Source organism: Weissella muntiaci (genome assembly GCF_008107635.1).
GTDB classification, from domain to species: domain Bacteria; phylum Bacillota; class Bacilli; order Lactobacillales; family Lactobacillaceae; genus Weissella; species Weissella muntiaci.
On the sequence record NZ_SDGZ01000016.1, the window covers coordinates 22,309 to 37,565 of the forward strand.

Annotated in this window: 25 protein-coding genes and 1 pseudogene; 19 read left to right on the forward strand and 7 right to left on the reverse strand. The window is 36.0% G+C overall.

Annotated elements, in window-relative coordinates; translation table 11 throughout:
* Positions 1-420 precede the first annotated feature (420 nt).
* From ESZ50_RS07865 to ESZ50_RS07890, 7 genes and pseudogenes are all read right to left on the reverse strand, one after another.
* On the reverse strand, positions 421-1,518 hold the full coding sequence (locus ESZ50_RS07865) for a hypothetical protein (RefSeq protein ID WP_222860800.1): 1,098 nt from the start codon (positions 1,516-1,518) through the stop codon (positions 421-423).
* A gap of 240 nt (positions 1,519-1,758) precedes the next feature.
* Positions 1,759-2,100 carry a ribonuclease G gene (locus ESZ50_RS07870; RefSeq protein ID WP_148623064.1) on the reverse strand — a complete coding sequence of 114 codons (342 nt, stop codon included), beginning with the start codon at positions 2,098-2,100 and terminating at the stop codon, positions 1,759-1,761.
* Positions 2,101-2,218: 118 nt separating this feature from the next.
* On the reverse strand, positions 2,219-2,701 hold the full coding sequence (locus ESZ50_RS11835) for a hypothetical protein (protein ID WP_246111531.1): 483 nt from the start codon (positions 2,699-2,701) through the stop codon (positions 2,219-2,221).
* 300 nt (positions 2,702-3,001) lie between these two features.
* Positions 3,002-3,157: pseudogene (locus tag ESZ50_RS11980) on the reverse strand (DUF4236 domain-containing protein); the annotation flags it as partial.
* Between the two features lie 81 nt (positions 3,158-3,238).
* Positions 3,239-3,955, reverse strand: coding sequence for a hypothetical protein (locus ESZ50_RS07880; protein ID WP_148623023.1), 717 nt, complete (start codon positions 3,953-3,955; stop codon positions 3,239-3,241).
* Positions 3,956-4,070: 115 nt separating this feature from the next.
* Positions 4,071-4,472 (reverse strand): hypothetical protein, encoded by a 402-nt coding sequence (locus tag ESZ50_RS07885; protein WP_148623024.1) that lies wholly within the window; start codon positions 4,470-4,472, stop codon positions 4,071-4,073.
* On the reverse strand, positions 4,472-4,819 hold the full coding sequence (locus ESZ50_RS07890; RefSeq protein ID WP_148623025.1) for a helix-turn-helix domain-containing protein: 348 nt from the start codon (positions 4,817-4,819) through the stop codon (positions 4,472-4,474). The genes ESZ50_RS07885 and ESZ50_RS07890 overlap by 1 nt, the downstream gene beginning before the upstream one ends.
* A gap of 712 nt (positions 4,820-5,531) precedes the next feature.
* On the opposite strand from ESZ50_RS07890, the gene ESZ50_RS07895 reads away from it, so the two are divergent.
* The 19 genes from ESZ50_RS07895 to ESZ50_RS07965 all read left to right on the forward strand — a co-directional run bounded on the left by ESZ50_RS07895 (position 5,532) and on the right by ESZ50_RS07965 (position 15,145).
* The gene (locus tag ESZ50_RS07895) at positions 5,532-5,777 is read left to right on the forward strand and encodes a hypothetical protein (RefSeq protein ID WP_148623026.1); all 246 of its coding nucleotides are present in this window, start codon (positions 5,532-5,534) and stop codon (positions 5,775-5,777) included.
* A 12-nt stretch (positions 5,778-5,789) separates the two neighbouring features.
* Positions 5,790-6,005, forward strand: coding sequence for a hypothetical protein (locus ESZ50_RS07900; protein WP_148623027.1), 216 nt, complete (start codon positions 5,790-5,792; stop codon positions 6,003-6,005).
* A gap of 4 nt (positions 6,006-6,009) precedes the next feature.
* Complete coding sequence (locus tag ESZ50_RS11710) at positions 6,010-6,168, forward strand: hypothetical protein (protein WP_187387585.1); 159 nt, start codon at positions 6,010-6,012, stop codon at positions 6,166-6,168.
* Between the two features lie 75 nt (positions 6,169-6,243).
* Positions 6,244-6,462, forward strand: a complete 219-nt coding sequence (locus tag ESZ50_RS07905) for a crAss001_48 related protein (protein WP_148623028.1) — start codon at positions 6,244-6,246, stop codon at positions 6,460-6,462.
* 2 nt (positions 6,463-6,464) lie between these two features.
* Complete coding sequence (locus ESZ50_RS11715; protein ID WP_187387586.1) at positions 6,465-6,635, forward strand: hypothetical protein; 171 nt, start codon at positions 6,465-6,467, stop codon at positions 6,633-6,635.
* Positions 6,635-7,321: an AAA family ATPase gene (locus ESZ50_RS07910; protein ID WP_148623029.1), complete on the forward strand. Its 687-nt coding sequence runs from the start codon at positions 6,635-6,637 to the stop codon at positions 7,319-7,321. Before ESZ50_RS11715 ends, ESZ50_RS07910 begins: the two co-directional genes overlap by 1 nt.
* Before the next feature lie 2 nt (positions 7,322-7,323).
* The gene (locus ESZ50_RS07915; protein WP_148623030.1) at positions 7,324-7,896 is read left to right on the forward strand and encodes a DUF669 domain-containing protein; all 573 of its coding nucleotides are present in this window, start codon (positions 7,324-7,326) and stop codon (positions 7,894-7,896) included.
* Between the two features lie 2 nt (positions 7,897-7,898).
* Positions 7,899-8,801, forward strand: coding sequence for a hypothetical protein (locus ESZ50_RS07920; RefSeq protein ID WP_148623031.1), 903 nt, complete (start codon positions 7,899-7,901; stop codon positions 8,799-8,801).
* A 3-nt stretch (positions 8,802-8,804) separates the two neighbouring features.
* Positions 8,805-10,205, forward strand: a complete 1,401-nt coding sequence (locus ESZ50_RS07925; RefSeq protein WP_148623032.1) for a DUF5906 domain-containing protein — start codon at positions 8,805-8,807, stop codon at positions 10,203-10,205.
* Positions 10,206-10,458: 253 nt separating this feature from the next.
* The gene (locus tag ESZ50_RS07930) at positions 10,459-10,947 is read left to right on the forward strand and encodes a RusA family crossover junction endodeoxyribonuclease (protein ID WP_148623033.1); all 489 of its coding nucleotides are present in this window, start codon (positions 10,459-10,461) and stop codon (positions 10,945-10,947) included.
* A gap of 7 nt (positions 10,948-10,954) precedes the next feature.
* Positions 10,955-11,146 (forward strand): hypothetical protein, encoded by a 192-nt coding sequence (locus ESZ50_RS07935; RefSeq protein WP_148623034.1) that lies wholly within the window; start codon positions 10,955-10,957, stop codon positions 11,144-11,146.
* The gene (locus ESZ50_RS11720) at positions 11,143-11,289 is read left to right on the forward strand and encodes a hypothetical protein (protein WP_187387587.1); all 147 of its coding nucleotides are present in this window, start codon (positions 11,143-11,145) and stop codon (positions 11,287-11,289) included. Before ESZ50_RS07935 ends, ESZ50_RS11720 begins: the two co-directional genes overlap by 4 nt.
* 130 nt (positions 11,290-11,419) lie before the next feature.
* Positions 11,420-11,818 (forward strand): helix-turn-helix domain-containing protein, encoded by a 399-nt coding sequence (locus tag ESZ50_RS07940; protein WP_281282886.1) that lies wholly within the window; start codon positions 11,420-11,422, stop codon positions 11,816-11,818.
* Positions 11,811-12,059, forward strand: coding sequence for a hypothetical protein (locus ESZ50_RS07945; protein WP_148623036.1), 249 nt, complete (start codon positions 11,811-11,813; stop codon positions 12,057-12,059). Before ESZ50_RS07940 ends, ESZ50_RS07945 begins: the two co-directional genes overlap by 8 nt.
* Before the next feature lie 99 nt (positions 12,060-12,158).
* The gene (locus tag ESZ50_RS11925; RefSeq protein ID WP_281282885.1) at positions 12,159-12,293 is read left to right on the forward strand and encodes a hypothetical protein; all 135 of its coding nucleotides are present in this window, start codon (positions 12,159-12,161) and stop codon (positions 12,291-12,293) included.
* A complete protein-coding gene (locus ESZ50_RS07950; protein ID WP_148623037.1) occupies positions 12,293-12,694 on the forward strand; it encodes an ArpU family phage packaging/lysis transcriptional regulator in 402 nt (133 codons plus the stop codon). Before ESZ50_RS11925 ends, ESZ50_RS07950 begins: the two co-directional genes overlap by 1 nt.
* Positions 12,695-12,767: 73 nt before the next feature.
* On the forward strand, positions 12,768-13,169 hold the full coding sequence (locus ESZ50_RS07955; RefSeq protein ID WP_148623038.1) for a DUF722 domain-containing protein: 402 nt from the start codon (positions 12,768-12,770) through the stop codon (positions 13,167-13,169).
* 189 nt (positions 13,170-13,358) lie between these two features.
* Complete coding sequence (locus ESZ50_RS07960; RefSeq protein ID WP_148623039.1) at positions 13,359-13,904, forward strand: hypothetical protein; 546 nt, start codon at positions 13,359-13,361, stop codon at positions 13,902-13,904.
* Between the two features lie 14 nt (positions 13,905-13,918).
* Positions 13,919-15,145: a hypothetical protein gene (locus ESZ50_RS07965; RefSeq protein WP_148623040.1), complete on the forward strand. Its 1,227-nt coding sequence runs from the start codon at positions 13,919-13,921 to the stop codon at positions 15,143-15,145.
* The last annotated feature ends 112 nt before the right edge of the window (positions 15,146-15,257 follow it).

The following is a 15,257-nucleotide window of genomic DNA, read 5'->3' on the forward strand; positions in this document are numbered from 1 at the left end:
AGCAAGTCCAGCTTGAAGTTATAGTCCAAACAAATCTCCGATGATCGTCTATTCTTGTTAACATTTCTTCCTCCTAATATTATAACTTAGAATCCTGTCCTTCTGAGTCTGTGTAGTCAATGTAGTAATGTACATTGTTGAAAACAAATAGAAATCCAGCAAGTATCAGTAAGATAATCATTATGCCTATTAATAATATTGGTGTATCTACACTTTTGCTGAAGTCAGGTGTAAAGAGTGAAAGTAACCCAGAAATATTGGCAAGGACTACGAGAATGTAGCCTGCTATACTCCATTTGCTCATGATTAAATGCCTCGAAAAAATTAGAATAAAAGCTTTTAACGTGAATCATGTTTGCACGTATATGTATTCCACGCCATAGGGCGAGGGAATGTGTTTTTTATAAATAGAAAGAAATATTACACAATGAGTTGCCCATTACTTTGAACCTCTGAGCGGCTGAGGAGTTCCCAAACCAAATAAAGCATTATAATAATGAACCAATATGGATTAAATAAGGCTTTAGGTACAAAATGGAAAGATTCCCAGAGTAAGAAATTTAGGGAAACAAAAAGAATAAAATATTTTTTTATAGGCATAATCGAAAATGCTAAAAATGAGAAAACAGCTGCCAACGAAAAATAGTTTTCATGCTGTCCTGGTAAAAAGAACCAAAATATTATTGGAGATATTATAGTTAGATCTATGGCCGATAAAGTGAGGTTCTTTATTGAGTTGGTTTGGAATAAGAGAAAAATCGTAAGAAAGATAAGTATTATCATCAATAAGAAACTGATTGTCTGAAAATTGCTGACATTATCTGGTACAATCGCAGGAAAATTAACAAAGGGTTGTTTGCCATCAACAATACTTAGAAAGCCATTACCGGCACCAATTGTACTAGATGTTCTTTGTAATAATGTTCCAAAGGAGCTTTCCCAAAGGCTAAGTCCTGCAAAATATCCTGGTAGAGACGCGAATACAAGACCGATAAACGAGAATAATGGTGATAGTTTATCAATGATCGAACTCTTCTTGAATGTATAGAGGTAGTAGAAAATGTATAGAGGTGCGATATATAAAGCCATTGCTTTAAAGTATATCGCTACTCCAAATAGGAACCATGACAGGATATGTTTCTCCTTAAGAAACAATAATAAGGATAGTAGAATAAGTGAAATGTATGAACTATCAGGCAAGTTAGTTTTTAGAATATCTCCCAGAAAAGGAGGAGTGAACATTATTAGACTTGCAGCAAGTGTTGCATTCCAGTTGGAATCATTTTTCTGAAAGTGTTTGACAATTAAGTATGCAAAAAGTGAAGAAGATAGTGTAAATATTGCACCAAGATATTTTATAGATGCAGCTACACTAAGAATGTGAGGGAAAAGACCTACTTTAGAGAATAAAACTATTATGAAATACCATATTGAAGTATAGTCAGCATAGTGTCTGTGTCCATCTAATATTGAATATAATTGTGAATTAATGCTGGCAATTCCATGGAATCCATGCACGTTCAGATAGTTCCACCAAGAAACTTGATATAAGTTTATATCGTTCGTAAAATGCTTTGGATAAAGATCTAGTTGAGAAAAAAATAGAATTAACCAAATAGTCAAAAATATGAGATATAGCATTAATTTATTGCTTAGCCGATGTTTGATTGGAGATTGAAACATACCCAGTAGTACCCACTCTTAAGCTTTTAACGTGAATCATGTTTGCACGTATGTATCCGCCAAGCGGCGGGAATTTTAATAATTATAAGAATTAAAGATCATAGAAAAAATTGCGCCCATGAAAAGGAAGTAAAGAATGATACCAACAATCATAACGATAAATTGAACCAATCCAGCACGACCCCAAGTGGCTTGTACTTTGTTGAAAGTCTCAACGTCTTGATAATCGCCTTTTTGCCAAGCCCATTCATTACCCTTAGCACCAACAATAAAAATCCAGACGATATTAAAAATTGGGATTAGTGTCAAAAGAGGTAGGTAGGTTTTATTTCCAATACCCCAAATCCAGTTGAACATAAAAGCTCCCCAATTCCACCCCTTAACTTCTGCAGGAACCACCTTACCATTTTCTTCAATCATAATAACTCTCCTAATGATGAACCCACTCATCATATATCTAAGCTTTTAGCGTGGATCATGTTTGCACGTATATGTATCCCGCACCCCAAGGTGAGGGGGATGTGAATTTCTTTGGTTAATGCGAGACTTCCCAATGGTAACCGGGAGGCAACGTACCACCTGGAGCGATGATGTGACTATGCCCTTTACGAGTAGCCCAAGTATATCCATCCTCTATTGCCCAATGGCTACCAGTAGCAACTCCACCGCCACCGTTACCAGTGGAATTGTTGGCTTGTGTTTGGGCAGTCTGACTGGCAGCGACTTGAGCCGCCTGAGCTGCTTGTTCTGAACTTTGCGATGCTGAAATTCTTGCACTTTCCGCTATGGAGCTCGAAACTGACATTGAGCTAGACAATGATTCTGACGCCATACGGCTGCTAGCTTCTGCCTCGGAAGAAGCTTTTTCAGAAGCTTCTTTTTCTGCAGAAATCGATGAGGCTCTTGATTCACTTTCTGCGCGCTTAGAGGTAGATTTATCATTTTTCGATGAAGATATGTACGAGGTTGGTTCTTCCTTGCTCTCAGGATGCTGTGCTGCATATCCAGTTGATCCCATGACTATAAGTACTATGGAAGTAATCAACATCCATTGAGGTTTTAGCTTGTTTTTATTTTTCAAGACTAACGAATTTATAAAAAGGTATATAGTTAATACAAGTGACAGGATACCCAAAGTAATGCTGGTTCTTGCAAACGTAAAACTAGCTATCAAGCCTATAATTCCAACGAATATCCAGAACCATCGGTTATTATTATTTTGATTGTTATTATTAGAGTAATAACCCGATTGCGGATTACTTGAACGACTAGAACTGGTAGGTGTGGAATTTGAAGAATCTTTAACATAAGATATTCCCGACCCTGGAATAGACGCTGTGGTTCTAGTGCCACCATTCGCTTTCTTTGTGTATCGGAATCCTTTTCCTCCGATACTCCATCCAACACCCGATTTGCTAAGATTTATTCGGGCGCCCCCGCCCAAATTGATACTTTTCCTATACCTAAGACCCATTAAATTACTCCTAAGCTTTTAACGTGGATCATGTTTGCACGTATATGTATCCCACGCCATAGGGCGAGGGGATGTGGATTTTTAGTTTACTAATGTTGAGTAGTTCATTGGATTCAAGAGGACATCGTCTTTTAAAGAGCCATCTTTATTTACATTTTTAAAAATATTAAGGTTACCTTTGTAATCGGGTAAAACTACATTCATACCAAAATTAGCAATATCTTTTTGTTTTACTTTTTCTGCTGATAATTGATTGTTTGATATCTGAACAACTATGTTGCCGTCATCAACGGTAAAACCATGTACAACAGTTTCCTTTACGACGTAGTTAGTGGAATAGTAGTCTTTTCCTTCTTCGCTATATAATTTAGCTTGTTCCTCGGTATAACTATTTTTATACCAGTTATTTAATGAACGTAACTCTTGTTCGCGACGATCATTAAGGCTTTTATAAACCTCGTTATTAGTCTTTAGTATAATGGTAGTTATTTTATTTTTTTTATTTAAAGTAAACGTTGATGAAATCACTTGTTTATTATTAAGGTCAGTGTTATTTGAAATTTCTTTATCAGAATTATCAACGACACTAATTTGAGCTTTTCTCAATTTCCAAGTTTTTTTGATAGATTTTTTTGCGGTAGACACTGATTTATCTGTCAAGTTTAGTTTATCAATCTTTTTTTGATAACTTTTGGTGGCAGACTTTGAATTAGCACTAACAGATGTGGACAGGTTATTAATTAATAATCCACTTACAATTATTCCCATTGCAAAAAAAATTAATGTATATTTTTTCACTGATAATTACTCCTAAGCTTTTAACGTGAATCATGTTTGCACGTATTCGTTAAGTAATTATTATGTTGTTTAACATATTTATAAAAGTGTTCAATAAATCACAAATATAGTTAAATTAAATAGACTCGATAGCCTCTTTGACCATGTATTCAAAATGAGAGGGGAGACCAAATTCATCCATAAAGTTAATGTAGTTACGATACTCAAGAGGAACTTCTTGATAGATATACTTGGCTATTAATTTTACGGCATTGAAATGTGCATCTCGTTCTTCGCGGTTTTTCATATAAGGGGAAAATGCGTAAAGAAACGTTGGCTTACTCCAAAGAATATGAGAAATCTCATGAGCAAGCCTAAAATCGACACTAAACTTTGAGTCATAATTAGGATTCATGTTAATGACTTTATTTAGAACAAAGGCAACATCAGGATCTGATTTCTTTCCTTCTATATACTGCACACTAATGCCATTCCGTGTGGCAACGAAACCTAGATAATCAATTAAGTCAGTATGCATTATTCACCTCTCATTGTCTTGAGCATGGCGAGTAATGCTTTTTTATAATCCTCTGATAAAGGTTGACCATCAAACATAGCCATACCTTCCTCTGATAATGCTTTGTCTAAATCAACAATATTTTCCTCGTTCTTAGCCGGACGGGGATTTTTTTCGTCTGTATTTCCAAGTAGGTAGTCAACTGAGACGTTCAAAACGTCTGCTACTGCCTTTAATGATACGTGGCTAGGAGTTACGCTCTTCCAGTTATATATAGCGTTATTCGATAGTCCGGCTTTCTTAGCGGTAGTTTGAAGATTGTAACCCCGTTCTTTAGCTGTATCTCTGGTTCTCTCAAATAATGTCATTTTAAATTCCTTAGAATAATTAATAGTAAATTTTACAATCGTTGTTATTTTTTGTTGACTATTTTTACAATGATTGTTATAGTTGATTCATCAGGTAATAGTTGCAACAAAAAAACAGGCAATATCTAATGTAACTTTGGCGAGAGACGTTAATATGGCGGGTTTGTTTGTGCTATTTAGCATGTTTTTATTTTACAATCATTGTAAAAATAATGCAAGAATTACCTGAAAAATTACATTAAGAAAGGAGAAAATAAAAAGCCAATTGGTATCCACTCCAACTGACTTTTAAATGCAGAGATGCAAAATACTTCGCATTTCTAATTCAACTTATAAAGTTAATTATAACTAGTTGTATTTTTAATGCAATTTCTAAAAAAAGACGCCCCGAATGACGTCTTCCTGATGATGGTATTTAGGTTGTTATATAAATTTCGGTTATATCTCTATCTGTTAAGTGCAATCATCAAACACTGCCCCGAATAGAAAACTAACGTCTGTAGGGAATGATTAATCGTACGTACGAATTGTGTCTCAAGTAACAAGTTACTGATTATCAAACATTACATTTAAAAACCTACTCTGTTAATTCAACAACGGGCGAATTACAAAACGGCTTTCATGATAGAAGGCCTCCTATAACTCTTGGTTTGGTGTGTTGGAACACCAATAAAATTATAACAAAAATTACAATAAGAAAGGAGACGATTATATGCCAATGGTAGAAGCTAAGAAAGCAATGAACGAAGCAATTGAAGCATTTGGTAGTTACTTACGACTAAATGGCTACGGTCGTTCTAGTGAAGGACGCAAGCGACTTGTTAAAGAGATCGGTGTTTCTGAACAAACATTTTCAAATCTCATTAATGGAAATACACATGGTCGTGCTGCATTTGATCGATTGAATAAAGTTTTTAATTACGTAGGTTATTCTGGTGACAACTGGATTGTTTATTAGGAGGTTGAGGTTATGACTAAAAAAATGACGGATATTGTTGATCGTGGGTTTCCTGTTATGACAGTTGCAGAAGTGGCAGTTCATATTCTTGGGGTTAGCCCTGATACGTTTACAAATAATTATCGTTATACACCACTGTTCATGCGTGAGGTTCCTGATATTGGTATTAAGAAATCTCAATTCAGGCGTAGCGATGCAGAACGATATTTCAAACTTAACAAGAGGTGATCTTATGTTAATAACGAATACATTTATGGCCCTAGCTGTAGTGGTAGTAATTGGAATCTCAGGCTTAGCTTTTCTATACGTGGAGAATCATAAGCCAGTCTATTACGTTGAAGAACAAAAAAGCACACAAGTGGCGGCAACCACGAGTGCGCAAAGTAAATAACCGTTGAATGAAATCTACCCTTTAAGTTTATCACGGAGGGCAGATTGTCACAAAGTAAAAAATTAGGAGTATGAAATGAAGAACGATAAAGAATTGCTTGGTAAATTACGCCATGAGCACATGGAACTATATAGCACCATTTCAAATGCCAAAGTTGCCCTGGCAACAATTCCATTTAAAACGACTGCAGAACGTGACGCTTTGGAACAGCAAGTAGCAGTAATGGAGATGTATGCTGATCAATTGGTTAATCGAGCCAAGCTTGTTGCAAAACGTTTATATTCGGAGGATTAACAATGGCTAAAACTGACATTGAATACAAGTCTGAGAAAGTTTATGACTCTGTCGCTGGTATTGGTTCAATGCACTTAAGAGGTTATGACATCAACCAGGTAAACAATGAATTACAGGGAATTGTAGATTTCACGTTGCAACTTATTGCAAATAATCGGAAGGAACAATATTGATGAAAACCTATAAAGCGGGTGAGATACCTAAGATTGGAGACCTGTATTTCATCTATGGAGACGGTGGTACAGGTAAGACATCATTGGTCAGGCAGTTTGAAGGCAAGAAATTGCTGTTTAGTTTTGACGGATCAACTAACGCACTAGCTGATACAGATGATGTTGACGTGTTTGCTTTTGAAGACAACGATGCACCACAGATGCAGAAACTAGTTATGGCATGGCTTCAGAAAATGATTTATACATCTGAGGGCGAACTGATGGGAAATCATCAAGTGATCATGCTTGATAACATAACCGCTTTGCAAAATTGGGTGTTGGAAAACATTGATGGAGCAAGTAAGGATGGACGACAAAATTATCAGAAGCTACAACTCTGGTTTAGAAATCTTGGTATGTGGCTACGAGCAACGGGGCTAACCGTAATTGCGACAGCACACCAAGTGGACAATGGAGCTGGCGGGCTTACCGAAGAGGGACGATTTCAAGCTGACATGAATGAGAAAACGTTCAATGCGTTTACAGCGCCCTTTGACATTGTTGGACGGATCTACAAAAAGGATGGTCAACGGTGGATAGATTTAGATACTGAGAGTGGGAATCACTCGAAGAACCGTCTTGACGATCGAACTTTGATTCGAGCAGATGAACTTATTACTAACACACAAGAAAATGGAGATAAATAATTATGGCTTTTACTTTTGACTCAGCAGATATCGCAATGGCATCTAAGGGACTTGGTTATGCTGGAAAATATAACGTGATGATTTCAGATATTCGTGACGCTAAGCAAACTCGAAACGGTTGGGACATGCGGACAGTGCAATTTGAAGTTCAAGATGGAACAGAAAAGGGTGCAACAATTATGCACAACTTCATGGATGACTTTGGAAAAAGTGATCGTCCGTTCCGTTATCGTGAAATTAACGCCATGCTGACCGCAACCGGTGGAAATTTTGCTGGAGTAACAGTTGATATTTCTAACAACGATTTCATGGAGAAATTGAAGCAAGCAAAGTTTGCAGTTGAAGTTAATGAGTTTGAGAAGTCGACTGACAATGAAGGTAAGTTACACTACAACCCACGAATTGCAGGGTTTGGAAAAGTGATGCCAGCTTCAGAACCTGACTTGAATTCACCTCGACCATCAGTAGCACCGCAAGCAGGAAATGATCCATTCAATGGTGCACAACCTATTTCTGACAAAGAAATTAACGACATCTTCGGGCCAACTACAGGCGATCCATTTGGCAACAACTAATTATGTATGCATTCAAAAAGAGTGGCGTGCACGGTTCGTATGACCTAATAGAAGAGTTAGATGTGATTGAGTATCTGGAATCATTGACCTATGAACATGAGAAAGTTGAAGATGTTGAATACTTTAAAAAGTACCAAGCGCAATATTTCACACCTAGCACATTGAAAAATGGCTTAGAACGTAATCGCGAGAACATCGTAGATGTTCAAGGAATCGTTTTTGATTTAGATGTTGTTTCAGACTTTCAGGAGTTACAGTTAGCATTTTATGAAGCGCTGACGATTAGCAAGGTTGAAATGTATTTGTGGCTAACACCATCAGGAATTTGGAACGGAGGGCATTTAAATGCTTCACGATTGTTTATTCCACTGGCTGAGCCGATTCATCCAAGTGTTCTATCAGATGCAGTTGATGAATTGATTCTATTATTTGCTAGGCTGAATCAGCAAATGAAGCATGAATTTAATCTATTGAGCTATGGCATCGATATAACCGCCTCTAAGACCGTTTCACGATTAATGGGACTTCCGATCCAACAAAAGGGTTCGATTGTACCATGGGACGTTGAGGATCGATTCAGATACAAAGTTAAAGCAGAGTATCACGAGAGTTCATTCGTTTTGGTAACAGGTGTACAAAATGGATTTATTACGTTTGATGAGGCTAACGAGGAGAATCTAACAAGTTTCATCTCGTCTTATGTATCAAAACATCAAGTTGGATTTTATAAAGGCGTTCGAGATAACAACTTAATCAAGGTAATCGGAGCAGTTAAGACTGCATTCAATGGAATAGATGAAAATGATTTGTTGAAAGCTTTTTATAATGCAGGCATTGCTCAGCAACTTGATAATCCAGAGAAAGATATTTTAAGTAAGACAAAGCGATTATTGAAGGGAGCGTAATTAATGGCAGATGAACTTGAATTGCGTTCAGTACAAGATTTTCGCAAGGTTAGAATTCCACATAATGATGATGATTTAGAAACAATGTCATTGGAATTTACCTATAGTCTACCTTGGCTTGATTTTGAAATTAAGAATAAAGGCAAAACAATCAAGTACACAATCAGTTCAGTAATTGATTTTGCGGAGTGGCTAATCAAGTATGACAACCTCGCGGTTAAAGATGATTGGGGATACGTGTGGAATGGATCATACTGGGCGCAAATTCCGGTTAAACAAGTTTTCAACATGATTGATGTAACAATTATCAATATTACTGATCGTCTGAAGATATCGAACAACAAGAAGCGAGAGTTACAGCGTGATGTTAAAACTTACATTCAAAGTTTCTCAGCTGGTTTTGATAATTCTGTGAAAGAGAATTACATCGCTTTTAAAGGTTGGACATTGAACATTAAACAGAATAATTTCTTTAAGCCCAAGAAAGAACTGAATGTAATCGGTGGATTTGATTTTGAACCGGACGCCAACAAGACACCTGACACTTGGGTTGCTTATACCAAATACATGTTTGGTGAAAATGCTAAATTCGTTTGGGCTTGGCTTGGGTATGCCTTTCAAGCAAATATGGAATGGAAGCAAGGTGCATTGTTTTTACTTGATCCAATTGGAGGAACGGGTAAAACATACTTCATAACTAAGATTACTGAGGCAATGTTTGGAACGAAACGAGTGGGTGCATTCAAACTCAAAAACTTGCAAGGTAACAACGCGAGGTTTGAGACTGCTAAGTTCGTTGATAAGGCTGTCATGATTGACGATGACGCCACCCGAGTTCGATTCAAAGAGGATGATGTGCTTAAATCTGTTACTGGTGGCGGACTTTCGCCGATTGAACGAAAGGGCGTTGATGGGGCGGAGTTTAAGATTACAGCCAAGATGATTATCAACGTCAATGAAATGCCAATCTTCAACAATGCCGGAGCAATTAAAAGGCGATTGCATATCGTCAAAACGATTGCACCAGCGGCAGATGGTAATGCGACTGAAATCAACAAGAGAAACACGTTATTTCCTGAAAACATGCTTCAAGAAGAAATTCCACGATTGGCGACTTATGCCATAGAACAATATCAAGAGGCTGTAAAAACAAACTGGCAGATCGAGAACAACATAGTTGATGATATGGTGGCGGTTGATCCATTTATAGCTTGGCATGACACGCTAAAACCTGGTGAGTATTCAGCTAAACATTTGTACGATACTTACGTTGAGTTCTATGATGTGATGTATGATTTTGGGCCGGATGATAAGCCTATGAGTGAGACAGCATTTGGTAGAAAAATGACGCAATGGCATAGTAAAAAAAGAAGCGGTTCTGGTAATCGGTATATGGTCGATTGAGTGAAGGGTATGTGTATGGATTTGTGTAAGGTAAGTGTATAGTTGTTTGCCTATGTATCAAGGGTTTGTGTATCTTATGTATAGTTTTTACTTCTTTATCTTCAACATTATTAAAAAGTAAAAAAGTAATATAAGTATAAATAGAAATGGATTACTCTACACAATGCCATAAATCTTATATTGCCAAGGGTTAAACCGGTTTTTACCATACACTATACCCTGCACACCATACATTGATAATTTGTGAGATTTTATGGATAACAACGTGATAAAAGGCTTGGTAAATTTCCTAAAACAAGAATTTACACGATTAAATAATAAGTTAGATGTGAGTAATACATTCAAACCGTTTTATGGCAAAAAGGTTTTCTCAGGTTTGATTGCATTAGATGTTGATTTTGGTAGTGGTAACGATTTGAATCACAACACTAAAACTGGTGTCGTTTATCGAGGTAAGAAATACCACACCTATAAAGACGCTTTAATTGAAGCGTTAGATGATATTCAAGAAAAGATTAAAGCAACGTTTGATCCAGAAGATGAGTTAATGGTTAGCATCGTTTTTTATCAGACTAACTTGAAGCAGAATAAGCGGTCAACAAAAGATTTGGATAACATGGAAAAGCCAACATTAGACGCTATGCAAGTTGTGTTTGGTTTTGATGATGCACAGATAGTTGAGAAGCATAGTTACAAGCGTACAAATTTTCAACGTGCTATCAGTATAGAGATTTGGAAGTAGGTAGTTAATGACTGAAGAACAGCAAGAAGAAGCTTTGTCTGAACTATATGCCGAGGTTGATACGCTTCAAATTGACATCAAAGGGCTTGATCCTGAAAGGGTCGAGAGGATTAAATCAATGGCCGAGAAGCTAATTGATAAAGCAGATGAAGTTATCAGCTTGAAGGAGCATATCAAACTACGAGGATATACAGAATGAATGAGTTTAATGAACGATTAAAGGGTGAAGCTAAAGCTCGTGGGTATCTTAATTGGAAAGCGTTTAAGAAAGCTGATCCAGATTTAGCGGATAAAGTTCGTATCGAGATCATAAAGGATGAGCAAGAAGTTAGTTTATGGTAAGAAGGGTTATTTAACAGGTGTTTATATAGCTCAAGGTTAGGTTTAAATAATTAAACAGCAGTGTTAATTAAGCAATAATATAAAACAGCCGAGGGTGAAAAGACTGTGAGCCTGTTTTGAAATGGAGTTAATGAGAATAAGGGAGCTAAGACAGAAGCGTAGTATGACACTTCAGGACTTGGCATTCGAAGTTACCGATCGACTCAATAAAGAGGTTTCGTCAGTTTCCATAACGTATTATGAGTCCGGTAAACGTGATCCTAAGATAGAAACATTGATAGCAATTGCTGATGTATTTGGGGTTACAACTGATTATTTATTAGGTAAATCAAATTTTGTACGAAGTAAGGATATAAGTATGGAGATAAGAATTGTCCAAAGCGGGAATGGATATGTTTTGATTAACGGCAAGAATGAAGTTTATACAGTTGTTGGATCATGGCGTAAGACCAATCAGGATGGCGTGCTTACTTTCTCAACTCGTAAACAGGCTGAGAGCGCTAGAAAGCGATTGATGGCCAATGAGTAAATATGAATATATTGTCCGAAAATTAGACGGTAAGTATTGGCGACAAGTCTATGAGCCAAGTGGTAAGCGAATAATGACTTGGACTGATGATTCAACTATTGCATGGAGTACCAGAAACAAAGCTTTAAAGCGTGATTTTGTTAGAGAGTTATTTAAAGAAGGAGTATTGAACTTGGAAGATGCAAGGTACAACGGACTTGATGAAGTATATTACGAAGATGTAGATAGGAAAGATTTCTAATGTGGATATTGGTACTGCCATTGATATGGTTGTTTGAAATAGTTTGGGTATTGGTCAGCTATTGGCGGTTTGGTAAGCAGTGGAATGAGGTGGTAGAAGATGACCACGACTAAACAGAAGCGAGCGATCTCGATTGATATGGTTATGTGCGAGATCAACAGGCAACGTGAACAAGGAAAGAAAGTAGACGTGGCAGATTATGTTTTTAGAGTTGTAAAGATGGAGGCAGAGTAATGATGACGTTACCGGAGATTGATGAAAAGGAAACAATTGCGACTGTCAGGCAATACTTCGATGTAAGGGTTTCGAGGCTAGAGAATATCGCTAGGACGTCTATTAAATCAGTAACAATGGACGGTGTCCATTCTCAACATGGTGTAGGTTCTGATGATAATGGAATGGTTGCAAGAGTCGACGCTAAGGATGAATTGCGTATGGTTGCTGAATTAATTGAAAACTTGGGTGGTAATGAAGCAAAGTTCATGAAGTATAGGTACATTGAAAAGCTAACTTGGAATCAGATATATGAAAAAAGCGGATATTCGAGTTCAAGAGGCTATCAAATAATTCAAGAAGCCTTTGTTAAATTTGCAGAGCGAGCCGGTGATGAATTTGGGCTTGTTGTGTACAAATAAAAAAGCGCCAACCGAAGTCAGCGCCATGTGTAATAAATCTAGTAACTTTATTTTATCATGGAGGGCGTAGGTTGTGGCTGATAAAGTAGACAAATTGTTGCAAGGGTACTTTAGGGGTGACTTAGACAAGAAGATTGAATTGCGTAAGATGATGTTAGCTGCTCGCCATGATATTGATGAGAATATCGGCGGAGGTCGAGCACAGAACAAACAATCAAACGTAGTTGAATCTATGATGATCAGTCATGAGATTGATCCCGCAATAATTTCACTAGAGCATAAGAAGTTTGTAATCAAAACTTGGCTTGAAGGTTTGGATACGGAACGGATCGAGATGTTGCGATTGCATTATGGTGAACGTGAATCATGGACATACATTGCTAATGAGCTACATGTGAGTGAAGTGACGCTGCATAAATGGAAGAATGAGTTCAAAGAATCAGTTGATGCTTTTGCAGACTTGAAAAGGGATTAATTTTTAATTAATTTTGTACTTAGTTTTAGGGCTAAATAATGGGTTAAATTTGTAGTATCGAATAATTAACAAAAGCGGAGCTGATGGGAACATCGGCTCTTTTATGCATAGGACGTGTGTTTAGAAAAATATGTAGAGTAAGTGTATAATGAATCAAACGGTTAGTATTATTTGAGGGGAGGGGAAATTATGAAGAAAAGAAATTTGAGAATTACACAGATGATTAGTGTTGTTTTAGCGGTTATTTTTACTACGTTAATATTTGTATTAGAGTTTGTACCTAATTTATCGATTACAAAAACGATACTATTATTTGGATCAATTTTTTCGATAGTTACGACGGCTTTAAGCGAGTGGCTCCTTCTCATAAAACCTAACTCCTCCAAGAGTAAAATAACGATTTGGTCCATGGTGATAGGTATTTTCGTCATCATGTGTGTCTATATATCCAAATTGCTGTATAGTCCCCTCTATGATTGGATTACTTTATTTTCTGCAAAAGGCGGATTTTGGGCGATAAGTACTGCATTACTATTCATAATTTTGTTAGGAAATCAATATGAAGACGAGCAAGAATCTAACCAGTTACTTTCTGATCGGGAGCATAATCTAATCGAGCAGGAAAATGCTTTGCTACAACAACAACTCGATAATTTAAATAAAGATAGCGAAAGTAAAAAGACTTTGTTAAAATATGTTCAAGATCAATTAGATAAAAATGATAATGAAAATTGAATAAGGGACAAATCATGATTGAAAAAAATGAAAACTTTATTGCAAAAATGGATTTAAAAATTCAAGGGAACAGGTCAGGCAATGATTATTATAGTAATTGGGAAATTAATAGGATATCAAATTCTTTAAATAATCTTTACTATAAAAATGAATTATTAGCGGAGCTGGATAAGCAATTTGAAAGCGAAATCAGTAAATCTAATATCCTTTGCCTAGATGGAAGCTTGCAGTATAGTAATTCATATAAAAAACTCAATGATGGAGTTCTAGATATGAGAATTTCCAAGGATATCAATACATTCTATTATCTCGGAGTACCAATTTCATTTGGCAAAAATAAGAAGTTTGACTTAATTCAACTTGGATTTTCAATATATAGAGAGTATTTTGTGGTTTTTAACAGTAAGACTCATTCGATAGATGTGAACCACCCAGATACAAAAAATATCGTTCCCAAAATTTATAACTTTATAGAAACATCACTTAAAAATACTACGAGTAAACCCTCAAGTGAACTTTTACAGTTAATAAATGAGGATGTAGATTATGTGAATGATTTAAAAAATAAAAAAGTGAAATACGTTGCAGAATTTGAAAATATTCGTAATACGGTCTTGAAAAATATTAGTCAGTATTTAATAGAATTTGATAATGTATATTTCGAAAGAAATTTATCGCAACGAAAGGTTTTGAAAAGAGGGTTTCTTAATAAATTTAATACAATAGATAGACCAATCGTAGCGGTAATTCAGGATGATAATAGAATAAAAATACTCGGAACTAATATGTTTATTAGAAATAAGTTTTCTAAGAAAAATCCTCAATTTTTTGAGACTAAGCAAATAAGTCAAAATAGTCCATTAATATTCATTGTTGGTGTTTCGATTTGCCTTGGTGGTGGAATAATTCGGACTATGAAGAAAATTAACAAAAACAAAGCTGCTGATTTAGAAAATTTTAAAATAAAAGAAGCTGATAATTTGAAAAATAAAGATATAAAGGAGCAAATAGAAAAGGCAGAAGAAGAGATAGCTGAATTAGACGAGCAAATGAATGAAATTGCAAAGCAAATTACGGGCGGCGATGATAGGAATAAAAAAACAGCCGATGAGGAAATTTCGGTAATTAGTAAAGATAGTAATCCTGAGTTGAAAAGCATTCAGGAAGATATTGATTTAGGTATTCGTAGTTTGATATTAGAAGACATGGTTGTTAAGGATATTAAAAGACGTAGAATCTAGTAGGTTATGTTAAAGGTTAGATAATCAAGTTAAGGTAGCAATCATTTGATTGTTACCTTTTTATTTTGGAATAAAATTTGTTGATTTGTTAGATAACAATGGGAGTTATTGG